Below are 20,634 nucleotides of genomic sequence, written 5' to 3'. Positions count from 1 at the left end.
CAATGACCTGGCAGACCTTCTTCAACTTCTCCACGATGGTTCATCGCCACTTGGTCTTTGTCTATGTCGGGGTCATTGTGACCCAACTGGGATATCTCGGCTGGCTTGTCCGCAATTGGAAGAAAACTGATTCCATTTAGGCTGTCTCGACAGATTGCCCTGAGCGAAGTCGAAGGGGGAATCGGTTCACTATTTGAAGCACAGGTGTCGATGGAATCCCCGTATTTTGCGAACCTCAAAATCCGGAACAACGCCTGTCAAGCCCCACAAACCCGCATACCGCCCGTATCTACAACAAAACAAGTCAGAAACCGGTTTCCCTCGTTTTGCAAATCTACCCCTTCCCCTCTTCTAAAATAAATATAGAAAGCCCCAGGGCTTCAGGCCCGGGGCTTTTCTTGCACTCTGGGGATACTGGTCTAACCTTAATTGCAATGATTCGAATACTTTGCGCGAAAACAGGGGGAGGGGGCCCTCTCCAAAAGCTCCTTGGGGGACCGGTTCTCCATCCGAGAGAAGCACGGAATATATGGCGCGACAGTCTGTTCCAATTGCTTGCATCTAGAATCGATAGGGATTCTGTAGATTGAGGAGAAGTGGCATCGTTTCCTTCGGTTGTTTAGTACGCCAGGTCCCATCTCTCTTGGGATCAACGGAAAGGGGACCGTGCCTCTCATCCTTGCGTTTCCCCTTTTCTCTCCCCTACACTCCCTGAAAGAGTTGAATAATCACGTGTCTTTTCCATACAAAACCGCAGGATTTTTTCTTTTGGCAGCCCTGGCTCTTACCCCAGGTGCAGGCGCCCAATCTTCCAGTTCTCAGTCCCCTTCTTCCTCGTCTTCTTCGAATTCCTCCACATTGGAAAATGACCGGCAACGGCTCCCTGCCCGCCCCAGGGTCACTCAGCCCGAGGCCGGTGGAGCTGCAATTACGCTGGAGACAAGCGAGCCGCTTTTCGATCTTGCGGTTGCGCTCAATGCCTGTGGATACGACTCCGACCTGGAAAACTCGGCTCCTATTCGCAAACAGATTCGGGAGGAGATTAACCATGCGCTCGCTACCGGTACTCCCGCGGCACGCGACCACCGCGATGCCCTCTGCACCTATATCCGGGATCATTCTCTCTCGGACCCCGCCCTGAACCTGGCGCAGTACATCTCGCTTTCGCTATATCTCAATCCCCTGCCACAGTTGACCCCTTCCGTTGAGGAAACAGAGCTTCCGCCGGATGCGACGCAGGTGGTAAACATTCTCCCGCTTCTGCGGACTTTCGCGGAGGATATGAATCTCCACGCGATCTGGGTCACCCATCGTTCCGACTACGAACAGCTCGTCAACCTGGTCCACGACCCGCTCACCAAAGCGATTCTCGACACAAATATCTATTTACGGTTGCCGGTTTCGAGTTACGATGGACGCCGCTTTCTGGTTCTACTGGAACCCATGCTGTCACCCTCGATGACGAATGCGCGCATTTACGGCAGCGACTATATCGTCGTCTCGTCACCAGCGGGAAATCCCCTCGGACAGGTCCACATGGACCAGATCCGCCATACCTATCTGCACTACGAGATTGAGCCGCTGGTTTATGCCCGGGCGAGCGCAATGGATCGACTACTTCCCCTGCTCAAGGCTGTGCACGATGCTCCACTGGATTTCATCTACAAGTCCGATATCTCGGCCTTTATTACCGAATGCTTGATCAAAGCCGTGGAGGCCCAGACGATGGAAGCGGACGCTCCAAAGCCGAAACGCCCCGGCCAGATTAAACAGCGTGCAGATCTGACAAACTACGAAGCCGAATTAGCCGCATGGGAGCGACAGGCAGAATCCGCTCGACGCAAGCAGGTCGATCTGGATGTACGCCAGGGATGGGTTCTGGCAGGCTATTTCTACGATAAGCTTGGGCAGATGCAAAAAGATGGCGGAAGCCTGAAGGAAGACATCGCCGAGATGGTCTACGGCATGGATGTCGATCGTCAACGCCATGCGGCAGAACAAGTCGTCTTTCTGCCGGAAGGCTCGCATGATTTCGTCAAACGCGCTCCGCGCCAGCTCAAGGGGCTCGACCTGGCCGAGATGAAGCTGATGAAGGGCGACACCGCAGGCGCAGGCATGATGGCCGAGGAAGCCCTCAAGGCGAATCCGAATGACCCTCAGGCAAACTATCTGGCTGGAAGGGTGGAGTTGATTCAAGGAGATCCGGATTCGGCGATGACCCATCTCAACAAGACCCTGACCTTAGCCAAAGATCCCCGGACACTGGCCTGGGCACATATCTATCTTGGCCGGCTTTACGATATCGCCCGCGATCCGGAGCGACCGGACGCGGAAAATCCCGAACGAACCAAAGCAATCGCTGAATATAAAGCGGCTCTTGCCGTTCGCGACTCCCAACCGGATACGAAAGCCGCCGCGGAGAAAGGTCTTAAAGAGCCTTTCCTTCTTCCACGACGCGCAAACGATAACGATAATGATAACGAGCCTTTAGACCCGAGTGGCAAAGCAGAGAAGGACGCCTATCGACCACCATCTTCGCCCCAATGATGAGCAACTTGCCTCTTTGGAGCGTCCAACCCATTGAGTAAGCTATTTGGGGAGAGGAAGCATGTCGACGCGCCGCAGAAAGCCCACAAAAGCACCGTCAAATCTGCCGCTCACTCCTCTGTGGGAACACCGTTTTAAGCGGCCTGAATTGCTGACTCTGGCCCTAACCCACCGTTCGCTCGCCTACGAGACGAATCCGGAGACTCTTCTCGATCCCTCCGCCGACAACGAACAACTCGAGTTCGTGGGGGATGCGGTTCTGGGACTTGCGGTCGCAGAGAGCCTATATCGACGCTTTCCCCGGTCGCGGGAAGGTGAGTTGACCCGGCTGCGGGCCTCTCTTGTCAGCCGTCGCCACCTTGGCTCTGTCGCGCAACGCATTGGGCTTGGAGCGATGCTTCGCCTGGGGCGCGGAGAAGAACAGAGTGGAGGCAGACAAAAGCCTGCCCTGCTGGCGAATGCACTGGAGGCCGTCATCGCGGCTCTGTATCTTGACGGAGGTCTGGAAGTCGCCCGCTCATTCATTGAGCGTCACATCATCGAGCCCTCTCTCCCGACCCTGCAAGGAGCCCTCAACGCAGGAGACACCTTCAGCGGAGCCATCGGGGATCACAAGTCTGCTCTCCAGGAACACCTTCAGGCCTCGGGCTATGGTCAACCCCAATATGTCCTAACTGCCCAGAGTGGCCCCGATCACCAGAAACTTTTCCGCATCGAGGTTCGCATCTCGGATGGAAGTGGAGGATCCAGGGCTTTGGCCGAATCCGAAGGGACCACAAAAAAACAGGCCCAGCAGCAGGCTGCACGCATCGCCTTCGAGCGGCTGTTAGCTGAACAAGATCCTTCGCAGATAGATGAGAGCACCTCCAAGCACTCTCCCGGAACGACATCTGCGCATCAGAGTATTTAAATGAGCCCGCCCACACTCTCCCCCGGCCCATTACGCGAAGGCGGACAGTCCGCCTCTGGGTTCGTCCCTGCTGGGACGCCCCCCACGCAACCGCCGCCAGTCGGTCATAGTTCCTACTCCAGCAAACCTGGGCTCCTTCCTGCCATTCAGTCTCTGCTTACGATCATCGTCATCGCGGTTTTCATTGTTGCGTTTACTGTGCAACCCTTCCGGATTCCATCAGGCTCCATGGAACCAACCCTGATGGTGGGTGATTTTCTCCTGGTCGACAAACAGGTCGCAGCCGATTCGACTGGCTCTCTTCTGCTTCCCTCTCCGGGAATTCACCGGGGAGATGTGGTCGTATTTCATTACCCCCTGGATCCGGCCACCCACCTCGTCAAACGCATCGTGGGGATTCCCGGAGATCATATTCGCCTTCGCGGTGGCCACGTCTTTATCAACGGGCTTCCATTGAATGAGCCCTACGCGGTCTATCATCCTGCTGGCTACGACAACTTTCGCGATAATTTCCCCCGGCTTCAAAGCGCCGATCCTGAGATTGATTCCCGCTGGTGGGTCCGCATGCGCAAGCTGATCGATGATGGAGAACTCATCATTCCTGCCGGAAACTATTTTGTTCTGGGAGACAACAGGAATAACAGCGACGACAGCCGGTATTGGGGCTTCGTTCCTCGCGAAAATATTGTGGGCCGTCCCCTGATGATTTACTTCTCTTTACGTCAGGAAGAAAACTCGACTTATGCTGCACCGCATGCTGCGGGACTCTCTCTTGGCAGCACCGCGTCATCATCTGGCTCCTTCCAGTTTGCCCGTTGGAACAGGGTCTTCCGCATCATTCGTTAGATTACTTATTCCCCTCAAAACATCGAATTTCTTTCCTTTGATTTCAGAGAACCGGAGAACTCTCGTGAGAGATACACTAAAGAGAAGGTCTTCCGGAGAAAAACGAGTCGATGACGATGGAATCTGTTGAGAAAGAAGAAACTTCAGCCCAGGTGGAGGAGCAGAAAGAAACGGCTCTCGAATCTTTGGCCTCCATTGCCAGTGTGCTGGCTGTCGGTCTCTTCGTCATGACCTTTGTCTTTCAGAACTTTGAGATTCCGTCCGCTTCCATGGTCAAGACGCTGCTTATTGGCGATCACGTCCTGGTCGACCGAATCTCGCTGGCTCCTCCGGCCAAATGGGCTCCTTTTACCTATTATCGCGATGTTAAGCGCGGCGACATCATCGTCTTTCTAAAGCCAGGTGAACCCGATCTTTTTCTCGTGAAGCGTGCAATCGGTATTCCCGGCGACCATATTCATCTGCGAAACGGAGTTGTCTACCTCAACGGAGTGGCCCAGAACGAGCCCTATGCTGCCATGCCAGTATCCGATGGCAATCCCCAGCACGATTTCAATGCCTATCGCGACGACTTCCCCAGCATCCCTCCTGATCCCATGTATCAGGTCACGGCAAGCTGGCAGTATGAGCTCCCAACACATATCCAGAACGGTGACTTGGTGGTTCCTCCAGGCAAGATCTTCGCCATGGGAGACAATCGTCCTGATTCGCTCGATGGCCGCTACTGGGGATTTGTTCCTCGTGAAAACATCGTAGGTCGACCGATGTTTGTCTATTGGTCCTTTGAAACGCCTGCAGATCAAATTGACAAACAAAGCATCGGAGAACGACTCTCCTTCATGGGCCACATCCTTATCCACATCTTCGATCAGACGCGATGGAAACGCACTTTCCACGTAATTCGATAAGAGGTGCGATCCAACATCCCCATGGAACAGACTTATCCATCCGATCGCGGGATATCAGTCCAGCAGAATGAAATGGTGGATCTACCTGCTGGTGCACCTTCGAACGCGCCAAAAACGTCTCCCACCCGTCGTGGGCACCTTCGGCGTTTTCGTTTTCTCTATGGGGGAATTGCTACCCTTGTGCTGCTTTTCTTTCTTCCTCCGCTGGTCAATGTGAGCCGGTATCAGCGACGGATCGCCACAAGTATTTCAAACAGTATCGGCCGTCCAGTCCACTTCGATCGGATCTCGCTTACCGTTCTTCCGCTTCCAGGTTTTACGATCGATAACTTTGTCGTAGGTGAAGACCCTGCTTTTGGGTATGAGCCGATCATCCGGGCAAACTCTGTTCGCGCGACGCTTCGTCTGTCTTCTCTATGGCGCCGCCGCGTAGAGTTCTCCACGATCAGCTTCACCGATCCGAGCGTCAATCTTGTCCATGCTGCCAACGGTCAGTGGAACATCGAAGGCATCATGCTTCATGCTTCGCAGATCGAGACGGCTCCGACCGCTCAGCGCCGAGCTGGCCCCGCTCCCCGCTTCCCCTATATCGAAGCTACGGGAGCTCGCCTGAATATCAAGCAGGAGCAAGAAAAACTTCCTTTCTCACTCGTCGAAGCAGAGTTTGCTCTTTGGCTTCCCGATCCTCATCAATGGCATCTTCGTCTTCGGGCACGACCAACACGAACGGACTCCAATGTGTCCGATACCGGGATCATCGAGCTTGAAACAACTCTGGGAGCCGCCCCTTCTCTTAGCCAGATTCCCTTGAACCTTGAAGGCCAATGGAGAAACGCTCAGTTGGGCGAGGCTACTCGCGTTCTCTTCGGCCACGATGCTGGCTGGCGCGGTCAGATGAACCTCACAACTCATATTCGAGGGACCTTTGGCGAGAGCGCGATCTCCACACGGCTCCGACTTATTGATGCTCGCCCTGCCGATTTCATCCCTGAGAAACCTCTCACCACGGAAGCGGAGTGCTTTGCCACGGCTACGGGGATATTTCATGCTTTTGAGGATCTCCGTTGCAGCTGGCCTCCTGCCAGTTCTTCGCAAATATCGTCCATCGTCCTCACGGGAAATATCCCTAATGTCCATCTCCCCCGTGAAGCATCAATACAGATCACGGCTCCGAAGATTCCTGGCTCTACGCTTCTCACATGGTTGAGGGCCACCAATTCCACGATTCCGCAGAACCTTGCCATTGGCGGAATGCTCACCGGAACGCTGACCTATGGGGCAACTGGCTCTGTCTCCCAAGACCAACCCGCCTCATCTGCAAATCAATGGCAAGGCCAACTCACTTTGGATAATGCAGCCGTCACCACTGGAGAAGCAAAAACTCCACTCCTCTCAGGAGATGTCCATCTAGAGTCATTGGCTCATTTACCCTTGCCCCATTCTCGAAATGCAGTTTCTGCAACTGGCCCGAAGCAGGGATTCACATTAGATCCTGTCCCCTTGCAGCTTGGAGGACACGATCCTGTCCTTCTCTCTGGGCATCTGGACTCCGTTGGCTATACGCTACATTTGGCCGGAAACGCCACCCTTGAGCGCCTCACAACTTTGGCCCAGGCGTTTCCACCCTTGGGGAAAGGTCTGCTGGAAGCACTTCCCACGAAGAGTCCTACAACAGGGCTCTTTCACATCGACCTCACGGCAACACGCCCTTGGAAGGGCACGCAGACGTGGCAGGACAATTCGGTTCATACTAGCAAACCCGCAAAGACCGGCCAGCGACGCCATCATCATTGAAGACTGCATTTCTGCTCTCTTGCGATGAAGATAGTTCCTGTCAATGTAGGCGCGACGTTGTTCACACTTCACCATCTCCATGCAGAAGTTTTAGAGCACTCCCCTTATGAGCAGCAATATGATCCGTCTTATCGCTTTTGATCTCATACTGGGGATCGCTTTCTGACGCATGATGTACATACCCTTTGTAGATAAAATCGCCGGTGTGTATAGCAATAATCGTTCCTGACACTTGTCCCGCCTCAGAATTCCAACCTACGTGATCGCCAACTTTAAACGTTCTCGCCATCCTGCAGCCTCCTCCACTGAAATTATTTCTTCGAAAATGCCATCTGCTAAACTTGGCCTGCTGATTGCGAACAATGATCGCATGAGAAAAACATTCAGAGGCACTTGCTGCGTGCCACGCAGGGGGTGCCGAGGCATACAGGCTTATGATGATGCATACGACCTAAGATAGAAAGCACGCCAGAATGATCATGGCTTGAGAATAAATAAATGGGTACTTCTAAGGCGCTAAATGAAGTTGTTCTACCCCAACCGGTAGTCGGCCCGCTAACGCGCTCAGCGATTTTCCTGGTTCTTTGTATTCGGTCTGAGAGCAACAACTATCCAGCCTTACGCTCTTTTTTTGCAGATTTCTCGGGACTTATACGCGCTGTCGAATTTCGAAATATCGAGGCCGGTCTTACATGCGTCGTCGGATTCAGTTCGGATGCATGGAACCATCTTTTTGGGTCACCAAGCCCTGCTGAACTTCATCCCTTTCGAGATTTGCATGCAGGAAACCGTCATGCAGTCTCCACTCCGGGCGACATCTTATTTCATATTCGTGCCAAGCGTCCCGACCTCTGCTTTGAACTAGCTACTCAGATTATGGATGCCCTTGGAGATACAGTTTCAGTCGCCGATGAAGTCCAGGCATTTCGCTATTTTGATGATCGCGATCTCATGGGATTCGTCGATGGCACAGAAAATCCAAGAGGAGATGCTGCCCGTGATGCTGCAATTGTAGGTGACGAAGACCCATCCTTTGCAGGCGGCAGCTATGTAATTGTGCAGAAATACTTACACGATATGAAGAGGTGGAATGCCCTTCCCGTCGAGACACAGGAACTTATCATCGGCCGCAGAAAGCTGTCTGATATCGAATTAAGCGATGCCGAAAAGCCTCCTTATGCGCACAATGCACTGACATCCATCGAAGAAGATGGAAAACAGCTTCAGATTTTGCGGGATAACATGCCCTTCGGCAAGCCAGGGCAAGGTGAGTTTGGAACATATTTCATCGGTTATTGCCGTACTCCACGAGTTACGGAGAAAATGCTTGAGAACATGTTCCTGGGAAACCCTCCTGGTAATTATGATCGCCTACTTGATTTCAGCCAACCGGTGACTGGTGGACTGTTCTTCGTACCGGCCGCAACATTTCTCGACAATATCAGCACGAACACACCGAACGTCAGAGCAACAGGTGCACAACTCACACCTGAGCCGCCTTCGGTTTTACCTGATCACGATGACTCACTTGGCATTGGATCGCTCAAAGAAGAGAACCGAAGGGATTCATTGTCATTAGAGGGAAAAGAGGGAAAAAAAGATGAATAACCTCCATAAAGAACTCGCGCCTATCTCTGCCGCCGCTTGGTCACAAATTGAAGAAGAGACGACAAGAACACTAAAAAGGTATCTAGCGGGGCGGCGAGTTGTGGATGTCCCAACTCCCGGTGGCGCTGCTATGCCTGGAGTCGGAACCGGCCACTTGCAATCGATCTCTGCTCCTGCTGATGGCATTGTTGCCAACCTGCGCGAGGTTCAATCCCTTGTTGAATTGCGGGTCTTTTTCGAGTTATCCCGCCAAACAATTGACGATGTCGAGCGAGGATCAAATGATTCCGATTGGCAGCCTGCCAAGGATGCTGCAAAGAAACTAGCCTTTGCAGAAGACCGAGCCATCTTCAATGGCTACCGCGAAGCAAGCATCCGGGGTATTCGTCAAAGCACCAGCAACCCTATTAGCATGCTCCCTGCGGATGTGCGAGATTACCCAGACGCCGTAGCACACGCGTTGAGCCAGCTAAGGCTCGTCGGAGTTAACGGTCCATACTCGGTTGTGCTTGGAGCCAATGAATATACGGCACTTGCTGAAACTCGCGATCAAGGCTATCCCGTCCTTGAACACGTGAAGCGTATCATCGACGGCAATATTCTTTGGGCACCAGCCATTGAGGGTGCATTCATTCTGACAACACGAGGTGGCGATTTCCAACTCAACCTTGGACAGGATGTTTCGATCGGCTATCTCAGCCATAACGATTCCACCGTGAAGTTGTACCTTCAGGAGACATTTACTTTCCGAGTCTTAACCAGCGAAGCTTCTGTCGCACTTTCTCCATCATAAAAATTAGAGAAAACTCTAAGTCTATTTTCTCTGAATTTATATGATTTATAAGGGATTTGTGAGGGGTTGATGGCGGAGAGTGAGGGATTCGAACCCCCGATAGCCTTGCGACTATGTCTGATTTCGAGTCAGGTGCATTCAACCGGGCTCTGCCAACTCTCCGTATATTCAGTTTACCCTGAATCCAGGCATGCGGAAAGTGCTTGTGAAGAGGATGCGAAGTGTCAGTCGAGTGGACTTCTGAGCTGGTGAGGTGGATGCAGGAGCAGGCCAGGAATGTGGGCTTTGATACTGCTAGCATCGCTCCCGTACCTTCTCCGCACAGCGAACTTGCTGAACGTGACGCCAATCGCTTTCAAGCCTGGATCGATGCTGGCCGCGCCGGAGAGATGGAATATCTCAAACGCCGCGATCAGGAAGGGATCCTGGTACGGAGCGGTGTAAAAGTAGCCATACCGTGGGCTCGTTCCGTCATCGTCTGTGCCTTTAATTACAACGTTGAGGCTCCGCTTTCGATTGCTCCCGCCCCTCCAAAGACAGGTTGGATTGCGCGTTATGCCTGGAGCGGCAGAAACAGCGAAGACCAGATGGTCCCAACCGATTATCACGACGAACTGCTGACACGACTGCGAACGATCGAGTCTGCCTTGCAGGAACGTGTGCCCTGCGAAACACGATGTTATGTCGATACCGGCCCCCTCGTGGAGCGATCAGCAGCCGTGAAGGCTGGGCTTGGCTGGACAGGAAAGAACACCTGTCTCATCAACCAGAATCTCGGATCCTGGCTTCTGCTTTCGGTGATTGTGACCTCCATTCCAGTCGCAGCCGAAGTATCGATTGATACTACAGTCGATCGATGTGGAAGTTGCACGCGTTGTCTTGATGCGTGTCCGACGCAGGCTCTCATCGCTCCTCGTCAAATGGATGCCTCTCGCTGCATCTCCTATCTCACAATCGAAAAGAAAGGTGCAATTGCTGAAGACCTGCGAAATCTTATCGGACGTCAGATCTTTGGTTGCGACATCTGCCAGGACGTGTGCCCATGGAACCGTCGCGCTCCCATCACCGTAAGAGAGGGTATGGAGCCCAGACCAGAGCTGATCAACCCCGCGCTGGAATGGTTGGCAGAGTTGGATTCGGCAGGCTTCAAAAAACTCTTCAAGGGTTCCCCATTGGAGCGAACTCGCCGCAAACGGCTGCATCGGAATGTAGCAATTGCAATGGGAAACAGTCATGATCGTGATTTTCTGCCTCACCTTGAAGCATGGAGCCAAAGCGAAGATGAGGTCTTAGCCGAAAGCGCACGTTGGGCTATCCAGCAGATTACTTCTTCAACTCACGAACGTTAAACCAGAACCATCGGACGCCTGATTTATCTATGCATCTCTCTGCTAGCATCAGAGTTGGATTGCAGAGAAATGCTGACACCACGAAATGGCGATCAGATACCTTCTCTACCTCTTATGTTTTCGATCCTTCCACCCAATGCAGATAGACCTGAAGTCCCTCGAGCGGCCAGCGCGATGTCGCTGAAGCCTGACGAGCAGAAGACCGGCCCCAATCTGCCAATTGAACGGGTTCCTCCAACAGTACGAAAGCCTGGCTTCTGGCCTCAGATCGCAGCCCTGCTGCGTTACATGGTTAAAACTGAAGTCCACACCTACGCCTTCAGCGTAGCGGCAAATGCAATTCTGTCGCTCTTTCCATTTATCGTGCTTCTGTTAACCATCTGCCGAAGGGTCTTCCACTCCCGGGCAATGGAACAGGTCGTCGGCGATATGATGCGCGGTTTCCTCCCCGTCGGGCAGGATTTTGTGATGAGGAACATGCAGTTGCTCGCGCATCCTCGCAAAGGGGTTCAGGTCTTCTCTGTAGTGATGCTTCTGGTCAGTTCCACGGGAGTCTTTCTTCCTTTGGAAGTAGCGCTGAATAACGTTTGGGGGGTAACCAAAAATCGCAGCTATCTCCATAACCAGGTAGTCTCCCTGGGGTTGGCCTTCGCTGTCGGCGTTCTTGCCCTCGCTTCTGTCGCTTTCAGCTCAGGTTCGAGGAGCCTTCTTACCTTCGTCTTCTTTGGTCATACCGAAACCCCTGCGTACGATTTCGCCGCCGCATGGTTTTTGAAGGGCTGTGGCATCATCCTGAGCATTCTGCTGTTTTTTCTGATCTACTGGATTCTTCCCAATCGCAAGATTCCCGCTCGGGCGGTTCTTCCGACAGCGTTCATGGTAGGAATCTTCTGGGAACTGGCAAAGTATCTCTATGTGCGGGCCTTGCCCTGGCTCGACTTTCAATCGGTCTATGGGCCGTTTTATATCTCGGTTGGACTCATGATGTGGGCGTTTCTCTCGGGCCTGCTGGTTCTGGCAGGAGCGCAGGTTTCGGCAACACGGTTTACCCTCCGGCTTGCGCGTGAGGCCAAAATGGAAGAGCGCCGAGCGACACTGGAGGCAGAGAAAAAGAATGCAAATCGCTAGCAAGCAAAACTGGCCGGAATGGATGGGCAAAAAGCCCCCCACGGGGTTGCCCGCCGCCGTTTTCTGGCTGGCGATATGGTTTGGCCTGCTTTTTGTGCTGCGGATGATTCCCGGCTCGTTCGGGACCTTCTTCACCGTGGTTCAGGTGTTGGTGGGAATAGCCTTGGTCGCTACAGGAATCCCCCTGCTGGTCCGCGTTGTTCGCCGACGGATGTTGTGGAGCCTGCGAAACAAGCTCGTTGTCACCTACCTGCTGATCGGGCTGGCTCCGGTCGTACTGTTCTTTACGCTTGTCATGATTTCGGCCTATGTTGCCGCAGGCCAGTTTGCAATCCATCTGGCCAACTCACGCATGCAAGAAGAACTGGCACAAATGAGCAGCGATAACGCTCATCGACTGCAGCATATTGCCATTCTCATTCAGGAAAACCCCGCTTCGCTGACAGCAAATGCCATTGAGCTGAGGGACAACCCCGATATGACTCGAGGTAATCTGCATCGTGTCATATCGATCTATCTCAACAGCGCCCCTGTACTTCTTGGTGTCCCCCAGGGGAAGGCACCTCTTGGTTTACCTCCATGGGCAACCGAACTCAAGGAAGGACAATTCCAGGGGCTCGTGCTCGATGGTGGAGAACTCTACCTGGCTGTCGTTAACCAGAAGCGACTGAATGATGGCCGGCTCCTGAGTGTCGTCACCAGCCTTATCGTTGATGGCCAGATGATGGACTCCATCGCCCGCGGCGTAGGACGGGCACAACTGATTGCAGAACGGCTTGGAGGCAGCGAACCGAGCTCCAATCAGGCTGCAAAAACAGCGGAATCTTCCAGGACGCCGACAAGAAGACCCGCCCAGAAGGCGCGCGAAAACTCAGTTTCTGGAGGGACGCAGGTTCCTGGAGTCAACCTCGCCGATATCCAGGTGCACTTTCTCTCGACGGTCGGCGTTACAGACTGGGGGACCGGCGAACGGGACAATGTCCCCATCCGGATGGATTCTCGTCCATCCCTGCTCTACAACCAGCTCTTTGGAGCATCGCTTGGCGGCCTCGTCACCGATGCCTATCGAATCGGCTTGATCGCCTTATGCGTTCTCTTTGCCCTGATCGAGTTGCTGGCTTTAATCATGGCAATCCGCTTGAGCAGAACCATGACCGCCTCCGTCTCCGATCTCTACGAGGCAACGCAACAGATCGACCGCGGAGAGTTCAGCCATCGAATCGGCGTCACACGTCAAGACCAGCTCGCCGAACTGAGCCGTTCCTTTAATAAGATGACTGGCTCCTTGCAGCGCCTTCTTGTAGAGCAAAAAGAGAAGGAACGGCTGCAGAACGAGATCTCCATCGCACAGGAAGTACAAGCCAACCTCTTTCCACGCCAGATCACAAGTCTTCCAACACTTGAGCTGCATGGCATCTGTCGACCGGCGCGATCGGTAAGTGGCGACTACTACGACTTTCTTGTCTTTCATGAAGCGGCACATAATGGCCATCCGAACCGCAAAGAGACCGGTGTTGGAATCGCGATCGGCGATATCAGCGGAAAGGGAATCTCTGCTGCACTGCTGATGGCAACACTCCACTCAGCAGTACGTGCATATCGTTTCGCCAGCGAGGAGCTGGTTTACAGCGAATCGGCGCTGGCCGGTCTGCTGGCAAGCCGCGACGAGCGCGGAGGCGACTGCGATGAGCTGTTCCAATCGCCGGGGCGAATTCTGTCACTCCTGAACCGCCACCTCTATCGGAGCACCCAACCAGAAAAGTACGCGACCCTGTTTCTCGCTCACTATGATGCTCGGTCGTCGATGCTGACCTATTCAAATGCCGGCCAGCTTCCACCGCTGGTGCTGGGTAGAGATGGTGTGGTGCGCCGCCTGGACCGCGGCGGCACGGTCGTGGGCCTGATGGATGGAATGCAGTACGAAGAAGACAGCTTCCAGATGCACTCAGGCGACATCGTCGTTGGCTACTCCGATGGCGTCACCGAACCAGAGAATGATTTCGGCGAGTTCGGAGAGGAGCGGCTCATGGAAGTCGTCCGTCGCTATCGCGATCAGCCGCTGCATGTGATTTCGAGTCAGGTGATGCAGGCTCTTGATGCCTGGATCGGAGCAGCAGAACAGCCTGACGATATCACCCTGGTCCTGGCGCGTCAGCTGTAGCTATCGTCTACGGCGCGGCTTCTTCGAAACAGCCGCTGCCTTCTTTTTCTTCACTGGCATCGGGTCGGGATGAGCATCATCCGGCGGAGGAATCGTCGGGTCCACAATACGGCGCACAATACTGCCCTCCAACCGATACGTCTTGAGGTTGGTTTTTCCTGGAACAATTGCTCCGGTCACCGGATCGGGGATAACAATAGGCGCATCCGCTGACAACACCTTGAAGCTGAAGGTTGGAGCCTCCATCAGGCCGGCAGGATTCTTCGCATAGGGGTCCTTTGCCATTTTGATCTCGACCGGAAGATACCCCTCGATATTCCGTTCCCGGAAGGCCGTTTCATATCGATGCTTCTTTACGTTCCATGTAAATACACGCACCTGGTTAAAGTCATACGGCAGCCCGGCCTTGTATGGACTGAGTACCGTCACATACTCGGGAATATTCTTGTCATCCTGTGGAGCATCCGGATCGTTGACCTTCGTCAGGATGTACGCTCCTACGATCCGCTGGCCTTCAGAATAGCGGCCAATCGAATCCGGAACATCAACATCCATCATGCGGCTGTAGAGCCATCCCGTATCTCCCCTGGAGTCACGAACCAACCACCAATCTTCCATAATAGGTGGCGCTGGTTCAGCAGGAGCGGCTTCCTTCTGCGCTCCAGTCTTATCTTTCGTGGTCCCGGCGGCAGTCGTAACTGGCTTGACCGGAGGTCGCTGTCCCGGCGGCAGTGGCTTCGGCAAAGTGGCTCGTCGCAACAACTTCAGCTTCTCGCCTTCGGTCAGTCGAAACAGGCGATCTGTATCACGGCCCGGCTTTGTATGAAGGTAAACGTCATCGCGGACCACCGCATTCGCGACGACAGAATCGTTCTGGTGTTCGCGCCCAAGCGTCTCAAACTGATCGAAGATCTCCTGGGTTGCAACTGCTCTCTCGTCAATCCACCCCTGCTCGCCCTTCGGTGTCTGGACACGATAGAACCTGCGCCCTTTTTCCAGGACCTGCAATTTCGCACCGTTCTCCACCGTGGCGGTACGGTTCGAAACAGCAGCCACTCGGTCACGCAGATACGTCTGCTTTGAAGTGACATACACATATTGTGTCTCCGGCTTAGGCCGAAGTTTTGAGCAGCCACTAAGCGCCAGGACAAGGCATCCTGCTAGAAACCCCTGTCGAAGCGACATGGTTGGTCTGTGGTGCAATGTTGCATCGATCTGTCGGAATGGTGAAACGATGACCTCTGGCTCCACAACTCTGTCGAGTATTTCTTTATCTTACTGGTAACCTACACCCTGATTTTTGGACGATCTTTGCAAATCAAGGGATGTTATCGGTTCATATACCTCTCAGTGGGTCACCGCAATCGCCACCACTCCAGCCGGATCTGTATCGGTCGCAACGCTCGTAGTCAGATTGAGCTTCCCGAGCGTGGTGGCATCGAAGCTATACATCGATAAATCGGGACCACCTCCCCCGGCACCGGCCAGCAGATACTTTCCGCTTTTGTCTACACCAAGCGAGTTCACTTGAGTTCCACTGGCATAGGGAGAACCGTTGAGCGCCGTCAGTGCCGATCCTGTTCCGATCGAATAGCCTGAGATTGTTCCAGCATTTCGATTAGCGACGTAGAGATACTTGCCCGTCGTGTCCAGCGTCACAGAGAACGGCTGCGATCCTGCGGCAAACGGAGAACCGGAGATGGAGTTCAAAACTCCATTCGCTCCGATGGTATAAACCGCCACACCACCATTAGTTCCGCTCCTTGCTATATACAAATACGAGCCGGTGCTATCGACTGCCAGCGCATTATCGCTTGTGCTCGAAGAATTCAACCTAAGCTGCTGCACCCAGGACGTTGCGCCCGTCGTTGTATTCAAGCTGAAAACAATATCCCCTATCGTACCGAGCGCTGCAAACACATAATTGCCAGACGGGGCTACCTTTACCATCATCCGGGGCCACGAGGTCGTTCCGCTCGGAACGGGATATTGAATATTACTGGCAACCGGCGTTAATGCCCCCGTGGATGAATTGATTTGAAACTCGTCCAGAACATTAGAAAGCTGGTCGAGACCAAACAGCCATTGCCCATCGGGAGATATATCCAGCGAGGCGACACTGATCACAGCTCCGCCATTAACCTGTGTCAGCGATCCGTCCGAATTGATCGAATAAACATTGATCGAGCTTGGCCCGGCAGCATAGAGATACGAATTATTGGGAGAGATCGCAAGCGCTACAGGGACATAGTTCAACGTAAATGGCGACCCGTTGACCGCTGTCAGGGTTCCGGTTCCAATCGTGAATCCGGAGATCGTGCTCGTCGTCGCGGTCTTTGCATTTGCAACATAAACACGTCCCGTCGTGGTTCCGCCTCCGCCGCCTCCGCCGCCATTGTTCGGAGGAACAAAGAAGCCTCCACAGCCCGTCAATGCCGAAATCATCGGCACAACCGCCAATAACACTCGCCGGAACCAACCTCTTTCTTGCGCGTCTACCAATGCTTTCCTGTTCCCCACTGCTTCAACTTTACCCTTGATCTATAATCGCCCGCATGTCCACCGGCAAACGTCTTTCACTTTGCAGTTCCAGCGCGCTTCTGTGTCTTGTATTGATTGCAGGACAGAAACCCGCCCACTCATTCGACTCTCCACAAACGAAAAAGGCTCCTGCAATCTCTTCTCTGAAACAAGAGGTTCAGGCCGACATGAACTTCCTTGCCAGCGACGAGCTTCGCGGACGTGGTTCGGCCACTCGCGACGAGCACCTGGCTGCTCTTTTTGCGGCTTCGCAGTTTCAGTCGCTGGGACTCGAACCGGGTGGTAACAATGGGACCTACCTCCAGAAAGCCCAGCTTCCCGACCCGCTTCCGTCACGTCTCCAGAAGTACCTCTCAAAGTATGAAGATGTTCCGCGCAAGGAGACCTGGAATGCCATTGGCATTCTTCGTGGCTCTTCGCGGCCAGATGAGGTCATCCTTCTGACCGCCCATCTCGATCACCTAGGGGTATCCGCGACCCCACAAAGTGATCCCATCTATAACGGCGCCGACGATGACGCCTCTGGAACCACCGCAGTCCTCACGCTGGCCCATTTGCTTGCATCCGGTCCTCGCCCCAAGCGCACCATCGTCTTTGCACTCTTCGGCTCCGAGGAGATCGGCGGTTTCGGCAACCAGGCATTTCTTGCCCATCCTCCCGTTCCTCTGTCCAACATCATCGCCAATCTCGAGTTTGAGATGATCGGCCGACCCGACTCCGCAGTCCCTGCAGGAACCCTATGGCTCACCGGCTTTGACCGCTCCAACCTCGGCCCCGAGCTCGCAAAACACGGCGCTCATCTCATGAACGATCCCCACCCAAAGGAGCAGTTCTTTCAGCGCTCCGACAACTATGCCCTCGCCCGCCAGGGCATCATCGCCCATACCGTATCGAGCTTCGGACTCCACCACGACTACCATGAGCCCTCAGACGAGGTCCGCACCATCGACTTCACTCACATGACCAATGCCATCCACTCCATGGTTGGCCCGATTCGCTGGCTGGCCGATTCCACCTTCAAACCTGCATGGAATCCTGGAGGCAACCCGCAGACCAACCCTCCATCGAAACAGCCCTAGTTCCATAGTTCATGGAGAGGAAAAGCAAACCCACAAAGGTGTCATCCTGAGCGAAGCGATCGAAGATCGCGAAGTCGAAGGATCTGCGTTTTGGCCACTATCTTCAATCTTTGCCACCGCAGATCCTTCGGCTACGTTTTCCGCCAGCATGCAAAAAGAGGCACTATTCAGTGCCTCTTTTTATTTTGCAATCTTTTTACGCAATCGCTACAGCGGGAGTTGGAGCAGCTTTCTCCGAATCGAGCACAACTCCGATCGCGTGGATCACCGACGTGACGCGAATCGCTGCATTGATCAGCTCCTCTGTCGCGCCCTTTTCGCGAAGCACTCGCTCATGCGAATCGACACACTTATCGCAGGCATTGACCGCGCTCACCACCAGGCACCATAGCTCGAAGTCGACATGGTCGACTTTGTGGCCGCGCAAAGCGTTCATGCGCAGACGTGTTGGCAACGTAGCGTACTTCTCATTCTTCGTCAGATGATGAAAACGATAGTAGATGTTATTCATCCCCATAATTGCGGAGGCCGCCTTAACCGCATCGATCGTATCGCCAGTCAGACCCGCCGATTCCGCTTCAGTAATCGCAGCAGCCGTCAGTTCAGGATTCCTCGTTGCAATGGCAGATGCCACCACCGTCCCCCACAGCTGTTGCGGGGTCAGTTCGGTATTCTGCTTCACCAGCGACGAATAATTCAGCTTCAGGTCCTTCGCATAAACCGGCAGACTTCCAATCAGATCTTCTAATGCCATCTTTCCCCTCTCTTCCTAAAAATCGGGCGCGGCCCCACCGAGCCGCGCCTCTTTCAACAAACAACGTTTAGGCCAGGGTCGCTTCGCCCTTCTGCCAGTTGCAGGGGCAAAGCTCATCCGTCTGCAATGCATCGAGCACGCGCAGAACCTCCTGCGGATTCCGCCCCACAGAAAGATCGGTCACGTAAATGAAACGGATGACATTGTCCGGATCGACCAGAAAGGTCGCGCGTTGTGCTACGCCGGCCTTCTCGTCCAGAATGCCAAGCTGCCCGCTCAGGTCGCGCTTGATGTCCGACAGCATCGGGAAGGGCAGGTCCTTCAGGTCCGCATGATGCGTGCGCCATGCAGCGTGGACATACTCGTTGTCGGTGCTTGCGCCGAGAATCTGGCAGTCGCGGTCCGCAAACTCGCTGTTCAGCTTACCGAAGGCAGCAATCTCGGTCGGACAGACAAAGGTGAAATCCTTCGGCCAGAAGAAGTACAGCTTCCACTTGCCGGAATACGTATCTCCGGTAATCGCCTTAAAAGCCTTGGCCTCATCCTTCTCGGTCGAAATCGTAGCAGTCAGCTCAAAATCAGGAAACTTCTCTCCGATCTGTAGCATAGTTTTTACTCCTCTCTAGGGTTTGTAGTGATCAATTTTTCAACGTTCATGACATCAAAAATCGTGCTTAAGCCGCATGTCTTATTCTAACAAGAAAAGTTCTCGATGTAAATGTATTTCTCTTTTATTATCAATCAGTTACGTCGAAAACACGACTTCTGTCCTACCTGAACTCGGGCGGGTTATCGCTGCCGAAGCCGCTTTCAGCGCTGTAGTTTATGCAGGCACTTAGCGCAGACTAAGCTCTTGTTTATTGCGCCTGCTGACACTTCGCGCACAAGCCAATCACATCTACCGAATATCGTTCCACCAGAAAGCCATCGGAGAGTCTTCGCCGTGCCGGGGTCAACCCCAGTTCCTTTTCTCCGATATCGGTGATGGCTTTGCATCTTGAGCACACCATATGATGATGTGGCTCATCGTTCATCTCCACACGCACGGAGCCGTGGTGCAGACTCATCTTGCGGAAGATCCCGCTATCCACAAACAAATGAATGTTTTTATAGACCGTCGCCAATGAGATCGCCGGAATTCTCTTCTTGACCTTGGCGTAGACCTCTTCCGGACTGGGATGCCCCTCCATCCCATGCATCACCTCATACAACACCTGGCGCTGATGGGTCATGGCAATTCCATGATCGGCGCAGAGCTGACGAAAGTTTGAGGAGGTCTGGTGCACATTTCCAGTATACCAAAAACAATAAAAGTTATTATCCGATAGAACTACTAATCCACACTTCCGTTCCTTTGCACCATGCCTGCTATCCTTAGCTGCGTAGTCCATAGGAGAAGACAAGCCAGAAATATGATCGATCTCAAAGGGAAAGTCGCCGTCGTCTTCGGCCTTGCCAACAAGCGCAGCATCGCCTGGGCCATCGCCCAGAAGCTCTCCGAGGCCGGTGCAACCCTCGCCATCTGCTACCAGAACGAGCGCCTTCAGCGCGATGCCGATGAGCTCGCCGCCGAGCTTCCTTCCGCAAAGACCTTCAAATGCGACGTCTCCATCGACGCCGACATCGATGCCGTCTTCGAGCAGCTCAAAACGGCCTACGGCAAGCTCGACATCCTCGTCCACTCCATTGGCTTCGCGCCGAATATCAAGAACACCGTTCTCCAGACAGCCCGCGAAGACTTCCGCGTGGCCTTCGATATCAGCGCCTACTCGTTGATCGCTCTCGCTCGCGCTGCCGAACCTTTGATGGCCGACGGTGGTTCCATCCTCACCCTCACCTACTACGGCTCCGACAAAGTCTTTCCCAACTACAACATCATGGGCCCAGCTAAGGCCGCCCTGGAATCCATCGTGCGCTATCTCGCTGCCGATCTGGGCCCAAAGAAGATTCGCGTCAATGCCATCTCCGCCGGCCCCATCAAGACGCTCGCCGCGCGTGGGATCAGCGACTTCACCACCATCCTGACAGCCGTCGAACAGCGTGGGCCTCTGCACCGCAACGTCGAGACTGCCGAGGTCGGCAATACCGCTCTTTTCCTTACGAGCGATCTCTCCAGCGGTATCACGGGCGAAGTTACTTTTGTCGATTGCGGATACAACGTTACCGGCCTGTAACAAAATCATGAGACAGAGAGGTTGCTGACAGGATGATGTCAG

Annotated in this window: 19 protein-coding genes and 1 tRNA gene; 13 read left to right on the top strand and 7 right to left on the bottom strand. The window is 53.9% G+C overall.

What is annotated here, in order from left to right:
* Positions 1-2 precede the first annotated feature (2 nt).
* From H7846_RS06645 to H7846_RS06620, 6 genes are all read left to right on the top strand, one after another.
* Positions 3-140, top strand: a complete 138-nt coding sequence (locus tag H7846_RS06645; RefSeq protein ID WP_186695697.1) for a hypothetical protein — start codon at positions 3-5, stop codon at positions 138-140.
* A 628-nt stretch (positions 141-768) separates the two neighbouring features.
* The gene (locus tag H7846_RS06640) at positions 769-2,547 is read left to right on the top strand and encodes a tetratricopeptide repeat protein (protein ID WP_186695696.1); all 1,779 of its coding nucleotides are present in this window, start codon (positions 769-771) and stop codon (positions 2,545-2,547) included.
* Positions 2,548-2,608: 61 nt separating this feature from the next.
* On the top strand, positions 2,609-3,457 hold the full coding sequence (gene rnc, locus H7846_RS06635; RefSeq protein ID WP_186695695.1) for a ribonuclease III: 849 nt from the start codon (positions 2,609-2,611) through the stop codon (positions 3,455-3,457).
* The gene (gene lepB, locus H7846_RS06630; protein ID WP_186695694.1) at positions 3,458-4,303 is read left to right on the top strand and encodes a signal peptidase I; all 846 of its coding nucleotides are present in this window, start codon (positions 3,458-3,460) and stop codon (positions 4,301-4,303) included.
* Between the two features lie 110 nt (positions 4,304-4,413).
* A complete protein-coding gene (gene lepB, locus H7846_RS06625) occupies positions 4,414-5,211 on the top strand; it encodes a signal peptidase I (protein WP_186695693.1) in 798 nt (265 codons plus the stop codon).
* A gap of 21 nt (positions 5,212-5,232) precedes the next feature.
* Positions 5,233-7,005 (top strand): AsmA family protein, encoded by a 1,773-nt coding sequence (locus tag H7846_RS06620; protein ID WP_186695692.1) that lies wholly within the window; start codon positions 5,233-5,235, stop codon positions 7,003-7,005.
* Positions 7,006-7,066: 61 nt separating this feature from the next.
* Here the strand turns inward: H7846_RS06620 and H7846_RS06615 are convergent, their stop codons facing one another.
* Positions 7,067-7,294 (bottom strand): hypervirulence associated TUDOR domain-containing protein, encoded by a 228-nt coding sequence (locus H7846_RS06615; RefSeq protein WP_186695691.1) that lies wholly within the window; start codon positions 7,292-7,294, stop codon positions 7,067-7,069.
* A gap of 209 nt (positions 7,295-7,503) precedes the next feature.
* On the opposite strand from H7846_RS06615, the gene H7846_RS06610 reads away from it, so the two are divergent.
* Together H7846_RS06610 and H7846_RS06605 are read left to right on the top strand one after the other, a co-directional pair.
* The gene (locus tag H7846_RS06610) at positions 7,504-8,613 is read left to right on the top strand and encodes a Dyp-type peroxidase (RefSeq protein WP_186695690.1); all 1,110 of its coding nucleotides are present in this window, start codon (positions 7,504-7,506) and stop codon (positions 8,611-8,613) included.
* Positions 8,606-9,406: a family 1 encapsulin nanocompartment shell protein gene (locus H7846_RS06605; protein ID WP_186695689.1), complete on the top strand. Its 801-nt coding sequence runs from the start codon at positions 8,606-8,608 to the stop codon at positions 9,404-9,406. Before H7846_RS06610 ends, H7846_RS06605 begins: the two co-directional genes overlap by 8 nt.
* 70 nt (positions 9,407-9,476) lie before the next feature.
* On the opposite strand, the gene H7846_RS06600 is transcribed toward H7846_RS06605, so the two are convergent.
* Positions 9,477-9,568 (bottom strand) — tRNA-Ser (locus tag H7846_RS06600).
* Positions 9,569-9,627: 59 nt separating this feature from the next.
* Here H7846_RS06600 and queG point away from each other — a divergent pair.
* The 3 genes from queG to H7846_RS06585 all read left to right on the top strand — a co-directional run bounded on the left by queG (position 9,628) and on the right by H7846_RS06585 (position 14,044).
* Complete coding sequence (gene queG, locus H7846_RS06595) at positions 9,628-10,755, top strand: tRNA epoxyqueuosine(34) reductase QueG (protein ID WP_255460889.1); 1,128 nt, start codon at positions 9,628-9,630, stop codon at positions 10,753-10,755.
* A 69-nt stretch (positions 10,756-10,824) separates the two neighbouring features.
* Positions 10,825-11,883: a YihY/virulence factor BrkB family protein gene (locus tag H7846_RS06590; RefSeq protein WP_255460888.1), complete on the top strand. Its 1,059-nt coding sequence runs from the start codon at positions 10,825-10,827 to the stop codon at positions 11,881-11,883.
* Positions 11,870-14,044 carry a PP2C family protein-serine/threonine phosphatase gene (locus H7846_RS06585; protein ID WP_186695688.1) on the top strand — a complete coding sequence of 725 codons (2,175 nt, stop codon included), beginning with the start codon at positions 11,870-11,872 and terminating at the stop codon, positions 14,042-14,044. Before H7846_RS06590 ends, H7846_RS06585 begins: the two co-directional genes overlap by 14 nt.
* On the opposite strand, the gene H7846_RS06580 is transcribed toward H7846_RS06585, so the two are convergent.
* Positions 14,045-15,229 (bottom strand): SH3 domain-containing protein, encoded by a 1,185-nt coding sequence (locus H7846_RS06580; protein WP_186695687.1) that lies wholly within the window; start codon positions 15,227-15,229, stop codon positions 14,045-14,047. It lies immediately after the preceding gene.
* Positions 15,230-15,391: 162 nt separating this feature from the next.
* Positions 15,392-16,489, bottom strand: a complete 1,098-nt coding sequence (locus H7846_RS06575) for a lactonase family protein (RefSeq protein ID WP_186695686.1) — start codon at positions 16,487-16,489, stop codon at positions 15,392-15,394.
* A gap of 110 nt (positions 16,490-16,599) precedes the next feature.
* Here H7846_RS06575 and H7846_RS06570 point away from each other — a divergent pair, with 110 nt between their 5' ends.
* A complete protein-coding gene (locus tag H7846_RS06570) occupies positions 16,600-17,664 on the top strand; it encodes a M28 family peptidase (protein ID WP_255460887.1) in 1,065 nt (354 codons plus the stop codon).
* Between the two features lie 196 nt (positions 17,665-17,860).
* On the opposite strand, the gene H7846_RS06565 is transcribed toward H7846_RS06570, so the two are convergent.
* From H7846_RS06565 to H7846_RS06555, 3 genes are all read right to left on the bottom strand, one after another.
* Positions 17,861-18,418, bottom strand: coding sequence for a carboxymuconolactone decarboxylase family protein (locus tag H7846_RS06565; RefSeq protein ID WP_186695685.1), 558 nt, complete (start codon positions 18,416-18,418; stop codon positions 17,861-17,863).
* A 67-nt stretch (positions 18,419-18,485) separates the two neighbouring features.
* Complete coding sequence (locus tag H7846_RS06560; RefSeq protein ID WP_186695684.1) at positions 18,486-19,025, bottom strand: peroxiredoxin; 540 nt, start codon at positions 19,023-19,025, stop codon at positions 18,486-18,488.
* Between the two features lie 250 nt (positions 19,026-19,275).
* Positions 19,276-19,704 (bottom strand): Fur family transcriptional regulator, encoded by a 429-nt coding sequence (locus H7846_RS06555; protein WP_255460886.1) that lies wholly within the window; start codon positions 19,702-19,704, stop codon positions 19,276-19,278.
* Positions 19,705-19,830: 126 nt separating this feature from the next.
* Here H7846_RS06555 and H7846_RS06550 point away from each other — a divergent pair, with 126 nt between their 5' ends.
* Positions 19,831-20,592: an enoyl-ACP reductase FabI gene (locus H7846_RS06550; RefSeq protein ID WP_186695682.1), complete on the top strand. Its 762-nt coding sequence runs from the start codon at positions 19,831-19,833 to the stop codon at positions 20,590-20,592.
* Positions 20,593-20,634 lie beyond the last annotated feature (42 nt).

The sequence above is a fragment of the Edaphobacter sp. 4G125 genome, from assembly GCF_014274685.1.
GTDB lineage: Bacteria > Acidobacteriota > Terriglobia > Terriglobales > Acidobacteriaceae > Edaphobacter.
The sequence above is the reverse complement of the archived record's forward strand: the minus strand, read 5'-3'. Positions and strand labels throughout refer to the sequence as shown.

Bases quoted from the DNA above. Each gene is read 5' to 3' on its own strand.
- H7846_RS06645 (WP_186695697.1), top strand. From the start codon at position 3: ATGACCTGGCAGACCTTCTTCAACTTCTCCACGATGGTTCATCGCCAC.
- rnc (WP_186695695.1), top strand. From the start codon at position 2,609: ATGTCGACGCGCCGCAGAAAGCCCACAAAAGCACCGTCAAATCTGCCG.
- lepB (WP_186695694.1), top strand. From the start codon at position 3,458: ATGAGCCCGCCCACACTCTCCCCCGGCCCATTACGCGAAGGCGGACAG.
- lepB (WP_186695693.1), top strand. From the start codon at position 4,414: ATGACGATGGAATCTGTTGAGAAAGAAGAAACTTCAGCCCAGGTGGAG.
- H7846_RS06620 (WP_186695692.1), top strand. From the start codon at position 5,233: ATGGAACAGACTTATCCATCCGATCGCGGGATATCAGTCCAGCAGAAT.
- H7846_RS06615 (WP_186695691.1), bottom strand. From the start codon at position 7,294: ATGGCGAGAACGTTTAAAGTTGGCGATCACGTAGGTTGGAATTCTGAG.
- H7846_RS06610 (WP_186695690.1), top strand. From the start codon at position 7,504: ATGGGTACTTCTAAGGCGCTAAATGAAGTTGTTCTACCCCAACCGGTA.
- H7846_RS06605 (WP_186695689.1), top strand. From the start codon at position 8,606: ATGAATAACCTCCATAAAGAACTCGCGCCTATCTCTGCCGCCGCTTGG.
- H7846_RS06590 (WP_255460888.1), top strand. From the start codon at position 10,825: ATGCTGACACCACGAAATGGCGATCAGATACCTTCTCTACCTCTTATG.
- H7846_RS06585 (WP_186695688.1), top strand. From the start codon at position 11,870: ATGCAAATCGCTAGCAAGCAAAACTGGCCGGAATGGATGGGCAAAAAG.
- H7846_RS06580 (WP_186695687.1), bottom strand. From the start codon at position 15,229: ATGTCGCTTCGACAGGGGTTTCTAGCAGGATGCCTTGTCCTGGCGCTT.
- H7846_RS06575 (WP_186695686.1), bottom strand. From the start codon at position 16,489: ATGATTTCGGCATTGACGGGCTGTGGAGGCTTCTTTGTTCCTCCGAAC.
- H7846_RS06570 (WP_255460887.1), top strand. From the start codon at position 16,600: ATGTCCACCGGCAAACGTCTTTCACTTTGCAGTTCCAGCGCGCTTCTG.
- H7846_RS06565 (WP_186695685.1), bottom strand. From the start codon at position 18,418: ATGGCATTAGAAGATCTGATTGGAAGTCTGCCGGTTTATGCGAAGGAC.
- H7846_RS06560 (WP_186695684.1), bottom strand. From the start codon at position 19,025: ATGCTACAGATCGGAGAGAAGTTTCCTGATTTTGAGCTGACTGCTACG.
- H7846_RS06550 (WP_186695682.1), top strand. From the start codon at position 19,831: ATGATCGATCTCAAAGGGAAAGTCGCCGTCGTCTTCGGCCTTGCCAAC.